The organism is Pseudomonas retamae, assembly GCF_043496865.1.
GTDB lineage: Bacteria > Pseudomonadota > Gammaproteobacteria > Pseudomonadales > Pseudomonadaceae > Aquipseudomonas > Aquipseudomonas retamae.
This window is the reverse complement of sequence record NZ_JBIEIL010000006.1, coordinates 16,325-33,307: the sequence shown is the minus strand read 5'-3', so window position 1 is coordinate 33,307 and position 16,983 is coordinate 16,325. Positions and strand designations below refer to the sequence as shown.

At 60.7% G+C, this 16,983-nt stretch carries 13 protein-coding genes; 5 read left to right on the top strand and 8 right to left on the bottom strand.

The genetic code is table 11. From position 1 onward, the window contains the following. The first annotated feature begins 38 nt into the window (after positions 1–38). From colR to ACGSLL_RS13535, 5 genes are all read left to right on the top strand, one after another. The gene (gene colR / locus ACGSLL_RS13555) at positions 39–710 is read left to right on the top strand and encodes a two-component system response regulator ColR (protein ID WP_064119015.1); all 672 of its coding nucleotides are present in this window, start codon (positions 39–41) and stop codon (positions 708–710) included. Next, positions 710–1,993 carry a sensor histidine kinase gene (locus ACGSLL_RS13550; RefSeq protein WP_394506558.1) on the top strand — a complete coding sequence of 428 codons (1,284 nt, stop codon included), beginning with the start codon at positions 710–712 and terminating at the stop codon, positions 1,991–1,993. The genes colR and ACGSLL_RS13550 overlap by 1 nt, the downstream gene beginning before the upstream one ends. 152 nt (positions 1,994–2,145) lie before the next feature. Beyond that, positions 2,146–2,814: a class I SAM-dependent methyltransferase gene (locus ACGSLL_RS13545; RefSeq protein ID WP_208939947.1), complete on the top strand. Its 669-nt coding sequence runs from the start codon at positions 2,146–2,148 to the stop codon at positions 2,812–2,814. A 3-nt stretch (positions 2,815–2,817) separates the two neighbouring features. Further along, on the top strand, positions 2,818–3,534 hold the full coding sequence (locus tag ACGSLL_RS13540; RefSeq protein ID WP_394506555.1) for a lipopolysaccharide kinase InaA family protein: 717 nt from the start codon (positions 2,818–2,820) through the stop codon (positions 3,532–3,534). A gap of 2 nt (positions 3,535–3,536) precedes the next feature. Then, on the top strand, positions 3,537–3,764 hold the full coding sequence (locus ACGSLL_RS13535) for a hypothetical protein (protein WP_394506553.1): 228 nt from the start codon (positions 3,537–3,539) through the stop codon (positions 3,762–3,764). A gap of 288 nt (positions 3,765–4,052) precedes the next feature. Here ACGSLL_RS13535 and ACGSLL_RS13530 read toward each other — a convergent pair whose 3' ends face one another. From ACGSLL_RS13530 to ACGSLL_RS13495, 8 genes are all read right to left on the bottom strand, one after another. Continuing rightward, positions 4,053–7,079, bottom strand: coding sequence for a multidrug efflux RND transporter permease subunit (locus tag ACGSLL_RS13530; protein WP_394506551.1), 3,027 nt, complete (start codon positions 7,077–7,079; stop codon positions 4,053–4,055). A gap of 13 nt (positions 7,080–7,092) precedes the next feature. Then, positions 7,093–8,241 carry an efflux RND transporter periplasmic adaptor subunit gene (locus ACGSLL_RS13525; RefSeq protein WP_394506549.1) on the bottom strand — a complete coding sequence of 383 codons (1,149 nt, stop codon included), beginning with the start codon at positions 8,239–8,241 and terminating at the stop codon, positions 7,093–7,095. A 157-nt stretch (positions 8,242–8,398) separates the two neighbouring features. Then, positions 8,399–9,499, bottom strand: coding sequence for a DUF1513 domain-containing protein (locus tag ACGSLL_RS13520; protein WP_394506547.1), 1,101 nt, complete (start codon positions 9,497–9,499; stop codon positions 8,399–8,401). A 14-nt stretch (positions 9,500–9,513) separates the two neighbouring features. Beyond that, on the bottom strand, positions 9,514–10,578 hold the full coding sequence (locus tag ACGSLL_RS13515) for an imelysin family protein (protein WP_394506545.1): 1,065 nt from the start codon (positions 10,576–10,578) through the stop codon (positions 9,514–9,516). A 28-nt stretch (positions 10,579–10,606) separates the two neighbouring features. Next, positions 10,607–12,034, bottom strand: a complete 1,428-nt coding sequence (locus ACGSLL_RS13510) for a di-heme oxidoreductase family protein (RefSeq protein WP_394506543.1) — start codon at positions 12,032–12,034, stop codon at positions 10,607–10,609. Between the two features lie 306 nt (positions 12,035–12,340). Further along, positions 12,341–13,693, bottom strand: a complete 1,353-nt coding sequence (locus ACGSLL_RS13505) for an imelysin family protein (RefSeq protein ID WP_394506541.1) — start codon at positions 13,691–13,693, stop codon at positions 12,341–12,343. A 184-nt stretch (positions 13,694–13,877) separates the two neighbouring features. Continuing rightward, positions 13,878–15,929 carry a putative bifunctional diguanylate cyclase/phosphodiesterase gene (locus ACGSLL_RS13500; RefSeq protein WP_394506539.1) on the bottom strand — a complete coding sequence of 684 codons (2,052 nt, stop codon included), beginning with the start codon at positions 15,927–15,929 and terminating at the stop codon, positions 13,878–13,880. Between the two features lie 328 nt (positions 15,930–16,257). Then, positions 16,258–16,854, bottom strand: a complete 597-nt coding sequence (locus ACGSLL_RS13495; protein ID WP_394506537.1) for a superoxide dismutase — start codon at positions 16,852–16,854, stop codon at positions 16,258–16,260. Between the last annotated feature and the right edge of the window lie 129 nt (positions 16,855–16,983).

The window sequence follows — 16,983 nt, the reverse complement described above, 5'->3', positions numbered from 1 at the left end:
GGCCAAGACGGCCGTAACCCCGTTCGGAGGAGGTGCCCATGCGAATTCTGCTGGTCGAAGACAACCGCGACATCCTGGCCAATCTGGCCGATTACCTGGGCCTCAAGGGCTACACCGTCGATTGCGCGCAGGACGGTCTGTCGGGCCTGCATCTGGCTGCCACCGAGCATTACGACCTGATCGTCCTCGATATCATGTTGCCGGGGATCGATGGATACACCCTGTGCAAACGCCTGCGCGAAGATGCGCGGCGCGACACGCCGGTGATCATGCTTACCGCGCGTGACCAACTGGACGACCGCTTGCAGGGCTTCAAGTCGGGTGCCGACGATTACCTGATCAAACCGTTTGCCCTGTCCGAACTCGCGGCACGGGTCGAAGCCGTGATGCGTCGCGCTCAGGGTGGTGGCCGCCGCGCCTTGCAGGTCGCCGATCTGAGCTATGACCTCGACACCCTGGAAGTGACCCGCGACGGCAAACTGCTCAAACTCAACCCGGTCGGCCTGAAGCTGCTGGCGGTGCTGATGCAGAAAAGCCCGCATGTGTTGCGCCGGGAAATTCTCGAAGAAGCGCTGTGGGGCGATGACTGCCCAGACAGCGACAGTCTGCGCAGCCACGTGCACCAGTTGCGTCAGGTGATCGACAAGCCGTTCGCCAAGCCACTGCTGCACACCGTGCACGGGGTGGGTTACCGCTTGGCCGACGTGTAATGGAGTTCAAGCAAAGCCTTTCGCAGCGGATCATCATTGCCTTTGCCTTGATGAGCGCACTGGTGGCCGGCGCGTTTGCCATGGGCATTGTCGCGACCGTGCATCTGGTCGAGGAAAAACTGATTTCGGCGGGACTCGGCGGCGACCTCCAACGTTTGCTGTTGATGGACAACGTTTCCGACTGGAGCCACCGTCCTGAACCGGATCAACTGTTCTATTTCAGTGGCGGGCCGGGCGATTTCGATCTGCCCAAGGATCTGCGCCATCTCGATGCCGGTTTTCATGAAGTGTTCCGCGAGCAGCTGTCGTATCACGCGATGGTCGAAATCGTCGACGGTCGCCGCTATGTACTGCTGCAGGATCAAAGTGATTTCGAAGAGCGCGAGCGCGTGCTGTTTGCGGTGGTGCTGGTGGGCTTTGTGCTCAGCCTGGCACTGGCGGTGTTCCTCGGCTGGGTCCTTGCGCGCAAGGTGATGGCGCCGGTGGTACGGCTGGCGAGGCAGGTCCGTCATCGCGATCAGTTGCTCGGGTTGGCACCGCCGCTGGCACCGGATTATGCGGCGGATGAAGTCGGTGAACTGGCGGTGGCGTTCGATGCCACGCTGGGACGCTTGCGTCAGGCATTGACCCGCGAACGCTTGTTCACCAGCGACGTCAGTCATGAATTGCGCACGCCGTTGATGGTGCTGGCCAGTTCCTGCGAGCTGCTGCTGGAGAATCCGGGCATCGATCAGCGCGGTCGCTCGCAAGTCGAGCGCATTGCCCGGGCCAGCGAGGAAATGCGCGAGCTGGTGCAAACGTTCCTGATGCTCGCACGCGCGCAAAACGAAGAGAGCGGAGCAGCGCCGCAGCATGATCTCATGCAAGTGGCGCAAAGCCTGTTGTGCCTGTGGCGCGAGCCGATCGAGCGCAAGGGCCTGACGCTGATGTTCGAGCCGGGCAACCCGGCGGAGACCCGGTACAACGCGACGTTACTCAACGCGGTGATGGGCAATTTGCTGCGCAATGCCCTGCATTACACCGAGGAAGGTTTCATTCGCCTGACCCTGACCGCCCACGGCTTTATCGTCGAGGATTCGGGCGTAGGTATCCCCGAGGAAAAACGCGAAGCCATGTTCGAACCGTTCGTGCGCGGCAGTGAAAAACGCGGCGATGGCCTCGGGCTTGGCTTGTCGCTGGTGCAGCGCATCTGTGAAAACCAGGGCTGGACCGTCAGCTTGAGCACGATGGAACCCAATGGCTGCCGATTCGAGGTAGATCTTGGCGTTAACGCAGGCAAATAGTCGCGACAGAGTACTCCCGCCAACCTGTCTGATTCCTGTATAACGTTGTAATACTTTGCCGGTTTACCTGACATTTTTTTCACAATTGGACGACCTGACGCTGACACGCCGCTGACTAAGGTGGCGTCATCAGACATTCAGGAGTCCAGATCATGGCCGACCCGATCAAGCTCGATTTTTCCGAGAAGTATGACGACCAGCACGCGCAGAGATATCTTCGCAAGCACAAGGAAAGCTTAGGCCGCCGCCTGTCGCATTGGCGCGATGAGCAGTTGGCGCGCAAGGCCTTGTCGCTGGCGGGCGATCCCGGTCTGGTGCTGGATTTGCCCTGCGGCGCCGGGCGTTTCTGGCCCATGCTCGCGGAAAAACCCAACCGGGTGATCATCGGCGCGGACAACTCCGAGTCGATGATCAAGACGGCAATGCAAGGGCAGCCGGCCGACGTGGTCAAGCGTGTACAACCGCTGCACACCTCGGCGTTCGACATTGCCTTGCCGGACAACTCGGTCGACAGCATCTTCTGCATGCGTCTGCTGCACCACATCGGTGAGTCCGAGCATCGTCAGGTGATTCTGCGCGAATTCGAGCGCGTGAGCCGCGACAGCGTGATTGTTTCATTGTGGGTAGACGGCAATTTCAAGGCCTGGAAGCGCAAGCGCGCCGAGCTGGACCGGCCGAATCGTGATTACCAGAATCGTTTTCTGATTCCGGCGGCGACGATCGAGAAAGAATTTGAACAGGCCGGTTTCCGCATTCAGGAACAACTGGACTTTATACCGCTCTATGCGATGTGGCGGGTTTACGTATTACGCAAGAGGTAAGGGATGGCAGTGCAAGCAGCAGTTGAAGCGAACGTCGATTCGCAAGATGGTTTCGATTATTACTGGGCCCAGCGTGGCGAATGGGTTGAAGAACCCAACGTGCGCCGCGGTGGTGAAAGTGGTGTGCAGCGCATCGTCGGTCGTGACGGCCAGTTGCTGTACGCCAAGCGCCAGACCGGACACATCTATCGCAGCTGGTTGCACCCGTTCGGTCGCCCGACCGTATTGCGCGAGCTCGATGCGCTGACTGGCGTGAGCAAGCTCGGTGTACGTGTGCCGCAAATCGTTTTCTGTGGCGCCCAGCCTGATCCGCAGCACAAATGGCGCGCGCTGTTGGTGACCAAGTCCCTGGACGGTTTCCAGGAACTGGAACACTGGCTGGCCGCTGCCGGCGGTCGTGATCAATGTGGCGATGTGGTCTTTGATCGCGTGCTCAAGGATCTGGCGGAAAACCTCGCGCGCATGCACAAGGGCCGTTGGCAGCACAGCTGCATCTACATCAAGCACGTATTCGTGCGGGTGACCGGTGAAGGCGAGTCGGCCAAGGTCGAAGTGGCACTGATCGATCTGGAAAAATGTCGCCAGCGCCTGACCGCCTATCGCGCCGCACAGCACGACATGAAGCAACTGCGTCGCCATTCGTCGTTCCGCGATGCTGACTGGAAAAAACTCGTCTATTTTTATGAGACGGCGTTTGGCAGCGCTATCAAAGGTTTATAGCGATGAAACTCGAAATTGCACGAGGTTTGTTTCTGGTCGGAGCCTTGGCAGTCGCTTCATTAGCGGTGGCTGCCTGGGAGCAGCCACGCATGCAGGTCATCGGAGCGTCCACGACGGACGCTCATTGCACACTGCCACGGGTGGCGAAAGCCTCCGTGGCGACCCAGCCGGATCATGATTTGCTGTTGTTCATGTTCGGGCTTTCTCAAGGAATGAGGCCAGCCAGTTGAAATTGATGCCCACGTAAAAGGCCTCGCAGATGCGGGGCCTTTTTTTTGCCCGGCTTGATCGGTTCACACGTTAATCATTCTCGCGCTCTGCGTGGGAGTGCCTCAAGGGATGCTCCGCGTTCCAATGGGACGCAGAGCGTCCCGGGCTGCATTCCTTTGCTGCGCGTGGGAACGATCAATGCGGACCCCTGTAGGAGCGAGCCTGCTCGCGAATGCGGTGGCTCAGTCGCATTGATGGCGACTGACACACCTTCGCGAGCAGGCTCGCTCCCACAGGGGAGATGTGTACTACTTGGGATCGGGTTTCGCCAGCAGGGTATAAACGCACGGCAACACAAACAACGTGAACAGTGTGCCGATGGACATGCCCGTGGCAATCACCATGCCGATATCGAAGCGGCTGACTGCTCCCGCTCCCGTTGCGAAAATCAGCGGCACCATGCCGAACACCATCGCCGCCGTGGTCATCAATACCGGGCGCAAGCGAATCGCCGCGGCTTCTTCGACCGCTTCGCGGGCGGTCAGGCCTTTGTCCTTGCGCAGCTGGTTGGCGAACTCGACGATCAGGATCCCGTGTTTGCTGATCAGGCCGATCAGCGTCACCAGCCCGACCTGGGTGTAGATGTTCATGCTTGACCAGCCGAGGAACAGCGGGATCAGCGCCCCGCAGATCGACAGCGGCACCGTTACCAGAATCACCAACGGATCGCGGAAGCTTTCGAATTGCGCCGCCAGCACCAGAAAGATGATCGCCAGCGCCAGGGCAAAGGTGACCCACAAGGCGCTGCCTTCCTGGACGAATTGCCGGGAGGCGCCGCCATAGTCAAAGGCAAACCCGGCGGGTGCTTCCTCGCGCGCAATCTGCAACACGGTGTCGATGGCTTCACCCATGCTCACCAGCGGGAAACCGGAAATCTTCGCCGCATTGAGTTGCTGGAACTGGTTGAGCTGGCGCGGCCGCGCGCGATCGCTGACCTTGATCAGGGTCGACAGTGGCAACAGTTCGCCCTGGGTATTTTTCACGTAGTAGTTGTTCAACCAGTCCGGGTTGTCGCGGTAGGGCCGTTCGACCTGCGCGATCACTTTGTAGCTGCGGCCCTCGATGGTGAAACGGTTGATTTCCGCCTCGCCTAGCAACGTTGCCAGCGTGCCGCCGAGGTCCTGCATCGACACGCCCATCTGCGCCGCCTTGGCGCGGTCGATATCGACCACCACTTCCGGTTTGTCGAAGGCCAGATCGAGATCGACAAAGGCGAACTTGCCCGACTCCATCGCACGTTTCTTGATCCGGTCGGCGACTTGCAGCAGCAGCTCGTAATCGTTGGCGGTGTTGACCACGAATTCGAACGGCAACCCTTCGCCGGTGCCGGGCAGGGAGGGCAGGTTGAAACCGAAGATCTGCAAACCCGGAATGCTTTCGAGTTTGCCTTGCACTTCCGGCAGGATTTCCATCTGCGTGCGGCTGCGCTCGTTCCACGGCTTTAGCAGGAAACCGCCGATCCCCGCCTGCACACCGTTGTAGCCGTTAATCTGGAACGAAGAGTAGTACTCGGGGAATTCCTTGAAGATCGTGATGAATTCGTCGGTGTAGGTGCTCAGGTAATCGAGGTTGGTCGGCTGCGGCGCGCTGGCCATCATGAAAATGATGCCCTGGTCCTCATCCGGGGCCAGTTCCGACTTGGTGAACTTGAGGAATACCGGAATCAGGCACAGCACGATCACCGCAAACACCAGCACCACTGGCCGCGTGTTCAGCGTGCCATGCAGCATGCTCTGATAGCGACGTTTGAGGCTGTCGAAGACCCGGTCGAGACGATGGGCGAGGCCGCTGGGGTTCTGGTCATGTCGCAGCAGGAACGCGCACATCATCGGCGACAGCGTCAGAGCCACGACCCCGGAAATCACCACTGCACCGGCCAGCGTCAGGGCGAACTCCTTGAACAGCGCGCCGGTCAGGCCGGTGAGAAAGCCAATCGGTGCATACACCGCCGCCAGGGTGATGGTCATCGACACCACCGGCATGGCGATTTCGCGGGCGCCCTCCAGTGCAGCATCGAACGGTGTCTTGCCTTCCTCGATGTGGCGATGGATGTTTTCCACCACGACAATCGCATCGTCCACCACCAGGCCGATGGCGAGGACCATCGCCAGCAGCGTCAGCAGGTTCATCGAATAACCCATCATCTGCATGAAGAACATCACGCCGATCATCGACAGCGGAATGGTCACCACCGGGATCACCACCGAGCGCAGCGCACCGAGGAACAGGAACACCACGACGATGACGATCAGCACCGCTTCGAACAGGGTTTTCACCACTTCGTCGATCGAGGCCTGAATGAACAGCGTGGCGTCGTAGGCGATTTCGCTTTTCAGGTTCGGCGGCAGCTGGGCTTCGAGTTCCGGCATCAGCTTGCGTACTTCCTTGATCACGTCCAGCGGGTTGGCGCCCGGTGTGGCCTTGATGCCGATGTACACCGATGGCGTGCCGCCGAACGAGCTGATCGAGTCGTAGTTTTCCGCGCCCATCTCCACCCGTGCGACATCGCTAAGCAATACGCGGCTGTCGCCGTCGACCTTGAGCGGAATCGCCGCAAAGGCTTCGGCGGACTTCAGCTCGGTGTTGGCGTTGATGCTGGTCACGGTGTACTCGCCTTTCACTTCGCCGGCGGCGGAGAGAAAGTTGTACTGGCGCACCGCGTTGGTCACGTCAGCGGCGCTGAGACCGAAACCGGCGAGTTTCACCGGGTCGAGCCACAGGCGCATGGCGAACACCTGGTTGCCGAGAATCTCTGCTTCGGCCATGCCCGGCAGCGTCGCCAGTTTTGGCTGGATCACCCGTGACAGGTAGTCGGTGATCTGCGGGTTGCTCAGGTCCTTGCTGAAGAAGCTGATGTACATCAGCGCCGAGGCATCGGCGGATTCCTTGCTCAGCACCGGGTCTTCGGCGTCCTGCGGCAGCTTGTTTTTCACCTCGTTGGCCTTGGCCAGCAACTCGGTGAACAGGCGGTCGGTGTTGGCGCCGATCCGCGCATAGATGGAAATCACCGAGAAGTTCTGCCGACTGACCGAGGTCATGTAGTCGATGCCCTCGGCACTCGCCAGGCTTTGCTGCATCGGCTGGGTAATGTAGCCCTGAATGGTTTCGGCGTTGGCCCCGGGGTAGGCGGTGGTCACGGTGATCAGCGCGTTTTCCATTTGCGGGTACTGGCGCAGCGGCAGCTTGCTCCAGGCCTGGAAGCCGAGCAGCACAATCAACAGGCTGACCACGGTGGCGAGCACCGGGCGGCGGATGAACGGGTCGGTAAAAGCCATGGGGATTCCTTGATCAGTCGGCGCGAGGCGGACTGTTCTGCTCGCCGAGGGTCTTGTCGTCGCTGATGGCGATGTGTGCACCGTTGTCCAGTTTGATCTGGCCGGCCGTCACCACTTGTTCGCCGCTCTGCACGCCCTTGTTGATCATCACCAGGCCATCGCGGCGCTCACCGGTTTCGATGAAACGGCGTTCGGCGATCAGCACTGGTTGGCCTTGGTCGTCTTTTTCGACGCTGCCGTCCTCGGCTTTCTTCTGCCCGACCACGTACACCGAGTTGCCGTAGAGGGTGTAAGTGATCGCACTTTCCGGCACCACGATATGTTTCTGCGGCTCCGGCAGCAGCACGTCGAGGCTGGCGAACATGCCCGGCAGCAACTTGCCGTCGGGATTGGCCAGGGTCGCGCGGACCAGAATGTTGCGCGTGCTGCTTTCGACGATCGGGTTGATCGCGCTGATCTTGCCGGCGAAGTTCTGCTTCGGATAGGCAGCGACGGTGATCTGGACCGGCTGACCGATGGCCAGTTTCGGCACCGATTGCTCAGGCAGATAGAAGTCGGCGTAGAGGCTGCTCAGATTCTGCAATGTTGCGATTTTTGTGCCGCTGGCGAGGTAGTCACCGACGTCGACCTGACGGATGCCGATGGTGCCGCTGAACGGCGCGAGAATGCGTTTCTTCGCCAGCGAAGCGTTGAGTTGATTGACCGTGGCCTTGTTCTTTTGCAGCACGGCCGAGAGCCGGTCGTACTCGCCTTTGGAGATGGCGCGGCTGTCGACCAGTTGGCTGCCGCGGCCGAAATCCAGTTGTGCCAGGCCGAGATCGGCCTTGGCGGTTTCCAGCAGCGCGGTTTCGACGGCGCTGTCGAGTTGCAGCAGCGGCTGCCCGGCCTTGACCTTCTGCCCCGATTCGAACTTGAGTTCGGTCACCGTGCCGGCGACTTCCAGGCTCAGCTCGACACCTTGCAGCGCCTTGAGCGTGCCGACCGTCGGCAGACGCATCTGCCATGGCTGTTCGCTGGCCCTGGCCACGGCGACGCTGATCGGCGGTTTCGGCTTGGAGAAGCCCTGGATCATCGTGTAGATCGAAAAGGCTTTGTAGCCGCCCAGCACCAGGACGATCAGCAAAACAACACCCAACATGATCAGCATGCGGCGACGCAGCATATTTCCAGTTCCTTGGATAAATCAGGTGAGACAGGCGGGCACATTACTCCGAGTACAAGGGGTATTCCAACTGGCAGTTATTACAGGTGATGAAAAGGGCGAGCGCCATGAAATGACGCTCGCCCTCGGGGTGCTGTCAGGCACTACCGCGCGCGGCTTATGCCATCAGATGCAGATGGTTGTCCCAGAGCCCTGCGGGCAATTCCAGCGGTTTGGCCAGCAGCTCAGCCTGACGGCAATCGTAGTAACGGCAACGGCCTTGACCTGAGGTCACGACAAAACCGTCCTGCACCGCACCGACGCCGGCGCAATCGGGCAACGGCGCGTCGAGGCGCACTTCGCCGCTGTCCAGATCCCAGATGAAAAAACGATTGCCCCGAGGCGCGGTCAGCGCGACCAGCCGTAATTCGCTGTGCACCGCGACGCTGGCGGTGTAATGCCCCATCGCTTGCAGCTGGTGTTCCGGCACCGGGAATGCGACGAACGGCTGCCCCGGACGCTTGATCGCCAACAGCTCCGAGCGCTCATGGGAGGCGCCCATGAACTGCTGACCGGCGACGATGGTGCCGTCACTGGCGATGCCCAGGTGACGCACGCTGTTCATCTGCTGGGCGAGGGTTTCCTTGCTCAGCAAAGTACCGTCGCGCTGCATCAGCACCAGGCTCGGCTCCATGGCGTTGAGGTTCATCTCGACGCGGCTTTCCGCCTCGGTGCGAATCCCGCCGTTGGCCACCACCAGGGTCTCACCGTCGGGCATCCATGACACCTGATGCGGGCCGAGGCCATGCGTGGAAATCTCGCCGCTATGCACCAGCCGCGCGCCTTCGAACTTGTACACACCGAGCAAGCCACGACCCGGGTCGGTGGTGTCGTTCTCGGTGGCGTACAGATACTCGCCATCCTTGTGCACCACGGCATGCCCGTAGAAATGCCGGTTCGGCTGTGACGCCACGGTTTGCAGCAAGCTACCGTCGCGCAGGTCGATCAGGTAACTTTCGGTGCCCGGGCGCCGGGCCACGAACAGCGCGATCGGCTGCGTCGGGTGGTTGATGATGTCATGGCAGCGCTGGCCGACCTGCGTGGCGAACACCCGCGTACCGTCGAGCCGATAACCGACGGCGTAATGCCTGCCGTCGGTGTCATCGCGCGCCGACAACAGCAGCGGGCTCTGATCCTTGCGTTTGAACAGCGTCCAGCCGCCCAGCGTCACTGCTCCCAGCAGCACACTACCTAAAGTCAGAGCCTGGCGTCGCAGCATGGCACTTGCCCTCATCAGTCACCGTCGTTGGCGTTGAAGCCCAGTTGAATGCCCAGCGCCTTGGCCAGCTCGCCTTCGTGCAGGCGATGGACGACGTTGAGGCTGTCGTAGATGTCGTTCAGTTGCTGGCGACCGGCGTCGTCTTCAAGCATTTCGCCGAGCGAGCGCTGGGTGCTGTCGAACAGTTTCAGCGAGGCGGCGTAGGCGGCGTCGATCTTGTCGGCCAACGGCTTCTGCTCGGCTGGCAACAGACCGCGCAGGCCTTTGTTGTCGACGCCTTCCCAGACGGTTTTGGCCGCTGCAAGGCTGGCTTGCAGTGCGGTCATCGATGACTGGCTGCGCCACGCATCAGCCTGGAACGGCTGTGGCACGCCCTTGCTCTGGCGGCCCATCGGCGTGCCGAGCTTTTTCTTCAGCGTGTCCAGTGCGGTGACCTGCACGCGCAGCAGATCGGCGATCGCTTCGTGGGAGTCGGCATAACGCTGATTCGGGAATTTGCTCATCTGCGCGAGCATGCCGTCGGTGGTGTTCCAGCCTTGCAGAATCTCTTCGGCCAGTTGCTTCTGGCGTTCGCCGATAGCAATCAGGAGCGGGCAGTATTTGGCTTTCTGCTCGGCATTGGCGACATCAGGCTTGGCATCGAAGAGGATGTATTCGTAGGCCGACAGGCCTTGAACCACCACACTCGATTTGGCCAGTGCCGCGGCGTCGATCTGCGGCTGGGCAACGACCAGTTGCTCGACCTGACGGCCCACGAGGTTCTTCTTGTCCGGCCAGAACTGCACCTGCCACGAACGGTTGCCCTCGGCCAGCGGGCCGATCAGCAATGGTTGCAGCTCGGCCCAGGCCTTTTGCGCATGAAGGAAATCGGCGCGTGCGGTTTCCAGGGTTTCTTTGCCCTGGCAGTAGGCGAGGGCGCTGACCGCCAGTTGCTTGTCGGCTTCGACCCAGCGGGTATAGGTCGGCAGGATCACCGATTTGGCAATGGCTGCCGACGTGACCGCTTGCGGGTCCTGCGGTGAGCAGGCGCCGAGGGCGAGCGCGGCGAGGCTGGTGAACAGTAGCTTGGGACGGAACATGTCGGGCTCCCGATTCTTTTTTCAGTATTTAAAGTGAGTTCAAAAATGCTAGCAACGCAGCACGCTGCTCGGCATTGAAAGACAAAACCTGTTGCTGCGCGGCTTGCGCTTCGCCGCCGTGCCAGAGCACGGCTTCAAGCAGATTGCGCGCGCGACCGTCATGCAAAAACTGGGTGTGGCCGCTGACCGCTTGCGTCAGGCCGATGCCCCACAACGGCGGAGTGCGCCAGTCGCGGCCGGAGGCCTGGAATTCGCTGCGATTGTCCGCCAGACCATCGCCCATGTCGTGCAGCAGCAGATCGCTGTACGGCCGAATCACCTGACTGGCCAGTTCCGGTTCGGCGGCGTTGGCGGCGGTGGTGTATTTGGACGTATGGCACGACTGGCAACCGGCCTGGAAAAACAGATTCTTGCCCGCCAGCACCTCGGCGTCGTTGACGCCGCGTCGCGCCGGCACCGCGAGGTTGCGGCTATAGAACAGCACCAGGCGCAGAATGTTGTCGCTGACTTCCGGTTCGCCATCCGGGCCGTTGCCGTTAGGTGCCTGCTTGCAGGTGGTTTGCGCCTCGGTGCAGTCATCGAAGGGACGCAGGCTGGTGGTCAGGCCCATGTCACCGGAAAACGCGTGAACATTCTGTTGATTGAGGTTCGGTTGCCCGGCTTTCCAGCCGAAACGGCCGATGACGGTTTTCTGCAGTTCATCGTCCCAGACCCGGTTCGGCCGGCCGTTGATGCCCTGGTTGTCTTTGGCTTGTGCGGCGGCGTTGGCGAGAATCGCCTCTTCGGGGATCGCTTCCAGCAGACCCAGGCCAATCATCGGCGGCGCCACCCGCGCAGAAAACCGTGTGTCCGGGTGCATCGGACCGTAGCCCAGTTGGGTAATCTGCAGGATTGGTTTGCGCAGCTCGACCTCAGTGCCATCCGCGAACCGCACCGGCACCGGTGTGTAGTCGACGCGCACCTTGCCTTCCGGCGCGACGCCGGGCACGGCCATGTCCTGAAACTGGCCTCCGTAGACCGGTTCCGGCACCACGCCAAGCTGTTCGATGACTTTGGCGTATTGCGGCGCATCGGCAATCGACAGCCTGACCAGCATCGACACGGCATTGGTTGCGTCCGGCGCCGGTGGATGGCCGCGACCGTCCTTGATGTGGCAGTTCTGGCAGGCGTTGGTATTGAACAACGGGCCGAGGCCGTCGCGCGCGGTGGTGGTCGACGGTGCAATCACCCACGGGCTGCGAAAGAAGCTGTTGCCGACGCTGAAATCCACCCGGCGCGACGGCGGCAGGTTGGCCGACGGCAGGGAAAACGCGTTCTGATCGCTCTTGCGCACCGTCGCCGCGCCACCCGAACGCGCCTCACCGGGCTCGGCCTGGGTGAAACGCGGGGCGTCATCGCAGGCACTCAGGCCCAGGGCCAGCAACAGTGCGGACAAGCGAAGAGGCAGCGAGGGCATCAGACATCCTGCAGACGGGCGAAAACAAAGGCGCAAAGTCTAACAGGGCCGGGGAGTTTGAATAAGAGGAATTATCGTTTGCTTGATACAGCACAAGCCGGAAAGCCGATGCAAAACCCTGTGGGAGCGAGCCTGCTCGCGAAAGCTGCGCCCGACGCGCTGAAAATGTTGCGCCGGATGATGCCTTCGCGAGCAGGCTCGCTCCCACAGGTTGTGGTGCACTTGATATCGAGAGCAGGTTTTGTGTGAAGCAGGCATGAAAAAGGCGACCCCGAAGGTCGCCTTTTTTTGAAGCACACGCGTTGATCAGAACTCGTGATCGGCGTTGTCCGGGTTCAGGTCGCTGATGCCCAGTTTGCCGGCAGCCGCTTCGATCGAACCGGTCTGCTTGACCAGCGCGGCAATGGCGTCACGAACGATCTGGTTGCCTGCGGTATTGCCAGCGGCGATCAACTGGTCGTAGTGCTCACCCTTGTTGGCGTGGTCGACCATGACCTGGATCTTCGCTTCGGTTGCGGCCAGATCGGCTTTCAGTGCGGTGTCGGCAGCCGGATCAGCCTTGGCCACCAGCGACGACAGGCTGGCGCCGGTCAGCTTGGTGCCGTCAACGCGGGTGTACTCGCCCAGGTAAACGTTACGCACGCCTTTGGCATCGTAGAAATGCGAGTAGTGGGTGTTGTCGCTGAAGCAATCCTGCTCGTCTTCCGGGGAGTTGGCTTCCAGGGAAACTTTCATGCGCTCGCCGGCCAGTTCGCCGAGGGACAGGCTGCCCATACCGAACAACATTTTGCGCAGACCCGATTCACCCGGCTCGGCTTCCAGTGTGGCGCGGTAGTTGTCGGCCACGTTTGGCTTCCAGTTGCCGACCATTTCTTCCAGATCGTTGACTAGCAGCTCGGTGACGGCTTTCAGGTAGGCACGGCGACGGTCGTTGTGACCGCCAGTGGCGCCGGCGCCTTCCAGATAATCGGAGGCCGGACGGTTGCCAGCACCCGGGCCGGTGCCGTTGAGGTCCTGGCCCCACAGCAGGAATTCGATGGCGTGGTAGCCGGTGGCGACGTTGGCCTCGGAACCGCCCAGCTCGTTGAGGCTGGCGAGTTTCTCGGCGGTGATGTCCTTGACGTCGACCTTGTCTTCGCCAACCTGAACTTCGGTATTGGCGATGATGTTGGCGGTGGCGCCCGGGTTACCCAAGGCGTGCTCGTAGGATTTGTCGACGTAGTCGATCAGACCTTCGTCCAGCGGCCAGGCGTTAACCTGACCTTCCCAATCGTCGATGATGGTGTTGCCGAAGCGGAACACTTCACTTTGCAGGTACGGAACGCGTGCGGCGACCCAGGCAGCCTTGGCGGCTTTCAGGGTGTCGGCGTTCGGCTTGGCGAGGAACGCGTCGACTGCGCTCTGCAAGGTTTTCGCGGTGGATTCGGCATCGCTGTAGACGGCGAAGACCATGTCGGCGTAGTGCGCGACCACAGCCTTGGCGGCAGCATCGTCGACTTTACCGGCAGCAGGCGCAGGCGTAGCGGCAGGGGCTGGAGCAGCGCTGCTGGAAGCCGGCGTCATTTCGGAGGCTTTTTCTTTGTCCTTGCCTTCGCCGCAACCGGCGAGGGAAATAGCGATGGCCAGCAGACTGGCGGTAGCCAGAGGCATACGAATCATGGCGAACATCCTGCTTCGGTAGTTGAGTGGACTGGCGCCGGAGGCGCGCAAAACTGCGACATAATGCAAATCTTTCGCATTATGTGTAAAGGGTTGTGGCTGGAAATATTTCTTATTTACAACATGGGTGCGCTGGATCAAGCGCACGATCCTGATCGGCGAGAGGCGCCGCGTTCACGGCATTTCACAGAATGGCGGCGTTGCTGCGTTGCGCCTGCTTGAGGTAAGCGCTCAACTCGCGGGCCGGCAGCGGTTTGCTGTAGTGATAACCCTGACCTTCGTGGCAGCCTTCGGAGATGATGTAGGTCTCCTGCTCGGCGGTTTCCACTCCCTCGGCGATCACCTGCATGCCGAGACTCTTGCCCAACTGGATGATCGCGCGAACGATGGTCGCATCGTCGTCGTCATCAAGCAGGTCCTGGACGAAGCTCTTGTCGATCTTGATCTTGTCCAGCGGCAGGCTTTTCAGATAACTCAGCGATGAATAACCGGTGCCGAAGTCGTCAATGGCGATCAACGCTCCGGAGCGGCGCAGGCTAAGTAGATGCTGGGCGGCGGTGCTGATGTCTTCCATCAGGCCGGTTTCGGTGACTTCCAGCTCCAGGCTGCGCGGCGGCAAGCGGTACATCTGCAGCAGGTTGTTCACCACCCGCGGCAGCTCGGCGTGGTGCAACTGCACTGTCGACAGATTGACCGCCATGCGCAGATCGGCAAAACCCTGATCGTGCCAGTCGCGCAGCTGCTTGCAGGCCTGATCCAGCACCCACTCGCCAATGGCGATGATCGTACCGTTCTGCTCGGCCAGCGGAATGAACAGGTCCGGCGGCACCAGACCGTGTTCGGGATGTTGCCAGCGAATCAATGCTTCAACACCAACCACGCGATGATCGCGATAGCTGATCTGCGGCTGATAGACGAGGTAGAACTGATCGCGGATCAGCGCATCGCGCAGGTCTTTTTCCAGCTCGCGACGGCGACGCATCTCGCTGTCGACGCTGGCGATGTAGAACTGGTAGCGGTTGCGCGAGCGAGTCTTGGCCAGGGTCATGGTCTGCTCGGCTTTCTGCAACAGCTTCTCGGTGCTGTCGCCATCCTCCGGGAACAGGGTGATGCCGATGGTCGCGCGCAGGCGGATCTCCTGGTGATCAAGGGCGAACGGCGCCTCCAGATCGTCGAGGATGCTTTGCGCCAGCTCCGCCGCTTCGTAGGGCTGTTCGATATCGGCCTGGACCAGCGCGAACTGGTCACCGCCAAGGCGGGCGAGGGCGCCGAGGCGACCGCTGTGGGCGCGCAAGCGGTCGGCCAGGGCCAGCAGCAACTGGTCGCCGGTCTGGTAGCTGAACTGCTCGTTGATGCCTTTGAAGTCATCCAGCCCCACGCACAACACCGCGACCCGGCGTTGCAGCTTGCCGGCGTCGACCAGAATCTTGTCGAGCTGCTGCTGCAATTGCTGGCGATTCGGCAGGCCGGTAAGGAAATCGTACTGAGCCATGCGCAGCAGGCTGTTTTCCGCTTCGTGACGCAGGTGGGTGTTGCGTTCGATTGATTCCAGCAACTGGTTGGCGGTGTTGATCCAGATGCCCAGCTCGTTTTTCTCGTGACCTTTGAGCAGCGGGATTTTATGTTCGCTGGGGCGATCCGGGTTGATCTCGGTGAGGTGCTCGATGATTCGCGACAGCGGCTTGGTCAGCAGCCAGTGATAGACCAGGTACAGCACCAGGCCCATGGCCAGCGCCCGCAGGACTCCGGAAATGAAGATGATCACCGAGCTGACGATGAAACCTTCGCCGTAGGTGGCGGTGTCGAGGGTAATGCTCAGGTCACCGTAATACTCGCTGTAAGGCCCGCGTCCGACCAGTTGGGTGGTGAAAGTACGTTCCTGGCCGAGGATCAGGTCGGTCAGCCAGCGGCTGTTGGAGTGCTGCAACTCGCGGGATTTCTGCGCGAGCATGGCTTCATTGGGATGGCCGATCGACGCTTGGCGCACCGCATCGTCCTGGAACAGGCCTTCGATCACCTGCATGCCCATTTCCCGGTCCAGGCTGTAGACAGCCTGAGTCGACGGGTCGCGGAACATGTCGAGGATGCGCTCGGCGTCGCCGGCCACCGCCTGACGAGTCTTGTAGGCATCGAAGACGATTTGCGCACAGCTCAAGACCACACCGACGATCAATGCCGACAGGAGCACGACCCGGAGCAACTTCACCGACAAGCTGTTCTTGAGTTCCAGCTTCAAAGGGGTATTCCTTGTTCCGTGCGGGTAGCGTCAAGTTGCCATGAGTATTGGCAATACCGGGGTGGCAGTCAAAGGGACAATCGGGCTCAGGAAGATTCACCCGTGCCTTGACCAGAATGCTGCCATTTGGAGTATTAGCTCTGAATTAACTGTGTCGGTAGCGGCAGCCCTCAACTTGAGCCTGCGCGCGATATTTTTTGCGCTGTGCAAGGGTAGCCGCCCGTGCGCTGCCGACCAACGGCGCAAAGCTGCTTTGAGTGTGAGAAAAGCGCTATGGGCGGGCATAAAAAAACCCGGCAATAGCCGGGTTTCTTGTCTGGCGTGCAGCTTAAGCGGTGAAGGTTTTGCCTTCGAACTGCTCGGCCACGAACTTCCAGTTGACCAGGTTCCAGAACGCTTCAACGTACTTCGGACGCAGGTTGCGGTAGTCGATGTAGTAAGCGTGTTCCCAAACGTCGCAGGTCAGCAGCGGGGTGTCGCCGCTGGTGATCGGGTTGCCGGCGCCGATGGTGCTGGCCAGGGCCAGGGAACCGTCAGCCTTTTTCACCAGCCAGCCCCAGCCGGAACCGAAGGTGCCGATCGAGGTTTTGCTGAACTCTTCCTTGAACTTGTCGAACGAACCGAAGGCTGCGTTGATGGCTTCAGCCAGCGCGCCGGTTGGTTGACCGCCAGCGTTAGGTGCCAGGCAGTTCCAGTAGAAAGTGTGGTTCCAGACCTGAGCGGCGTTGTTGAAGATACCGCCCGAGGAAGTCTTGACGATTTCTTCCAGGGTCTTGCCTTCGAACTCGGTGCCTGGCACCAGGTTGTTCAGGTTCACGACATAGGTGTTGTGGTGCTTGTCGTGGTGGTATTCCAGGGTTTCCTTGGAAATGTGCGGCTGCAGGGCATCGTGTGGGTAAGGCAGCGGCGGCAATTCGAAAGCCATGATGATTCTCCTAATCAGGTCTGTTGCGGTGAGCGCAAGGCCGATCACGGGCGGCCAGAAATGCACCGGCGAGTTTTTACTCTTTGCGGCGCAGGGTCTGGATCATAGCACCGGGGTTGCGGCATAACC

Bases quoted from the DNA above. Each gene is read 5' to 3' on its own strand.
- ACGSLL_RS13515 (WP_394506545.1), bottom strand. From the start codon at position 10,578: ATGTTCCGTCCCAAGCTACTGTTCACCAGCCTCGCCGCGCTCGCCCTC.
- ACGSLL_RS13520 (WP_394506547.1), bottom strand. From the start codon at position 9,499: ATGCTGCGACGCCAGGCTCTGACTTTAGGTAGTGTGCTGCTGGGAGCA.
- ACGSLL_RS13540 (WP_394506555.1), top strand. From the start codon at position 2,818: ATGGCAGTGCAAGCAGCAGTTGAAGCGAACGTCGATTCGCAAGATGGT.
- ACGSLL_RS13505 (WP_394506541.1), bottom strand. From the start codon at position 13,693: ATGATTCGTATGCCTCTGGCTACCGCCAGTCTGCTGGCCATCGCTATT.
- ACGSLL_RS13535 (WP_394506553.1), top strand. From the start codon at position 3,537: ATGAAACTCGAAATTGCACGAGGTTTGTTTCTGGTCGGAGCCTTGGCA.
- ACGSLL_RS13525 (WP_394506549.1), bottom strand. From the start codon at position 8,241: ATGCTGCGTCGCCGCATGCTGATCATGTTGGGTGTTGTTTTGCTGATC.
- ACGSLL_RS13495 (WP_394506537.1), bottom strand. From the start codon at position 16,854: ATGGCTTTCGAATTGCCGCCGCTGCCTTACCCACACGATGCCCTGCAG.
- colR (WP_064119015.1), top strand. From the start codon at position 39: ATGCGAATTCTGCTGGTCGAAGACAACCGCGACATCCTGGCCAATCTG.
- ACGSLL_RS13550 (WP_394506558.1), top strand. From the start codon at position 710: ATGGAGTTCAAGCAAAGCCTTTCGCAGCGGATCATCATTGCCTTTGCC.
- ACGSLL_RS13530 (WP_394506551.1), bottom strand. From the start codon at position 7,079: ATGGCTTTTACCGACCCGTTCATCCGCCGCCCGGTGCTCGCCACCGTG.
- ACGSLL_RS13510 (WP_394506543.1), bottom strand. From the start codon at position 12,034: ATGCCCTCGCTGCCTCTTCGCTTGTCCGCACTGTTGCTGGCCCTGGGC.
- ACGSLL_RS13545 (WP_208939947.1), top strand. From the start codon at position 2,146: ATGGCCGACCCGATCAAGCTCGATTTTTCCGAGAAGTATGACGACCAG.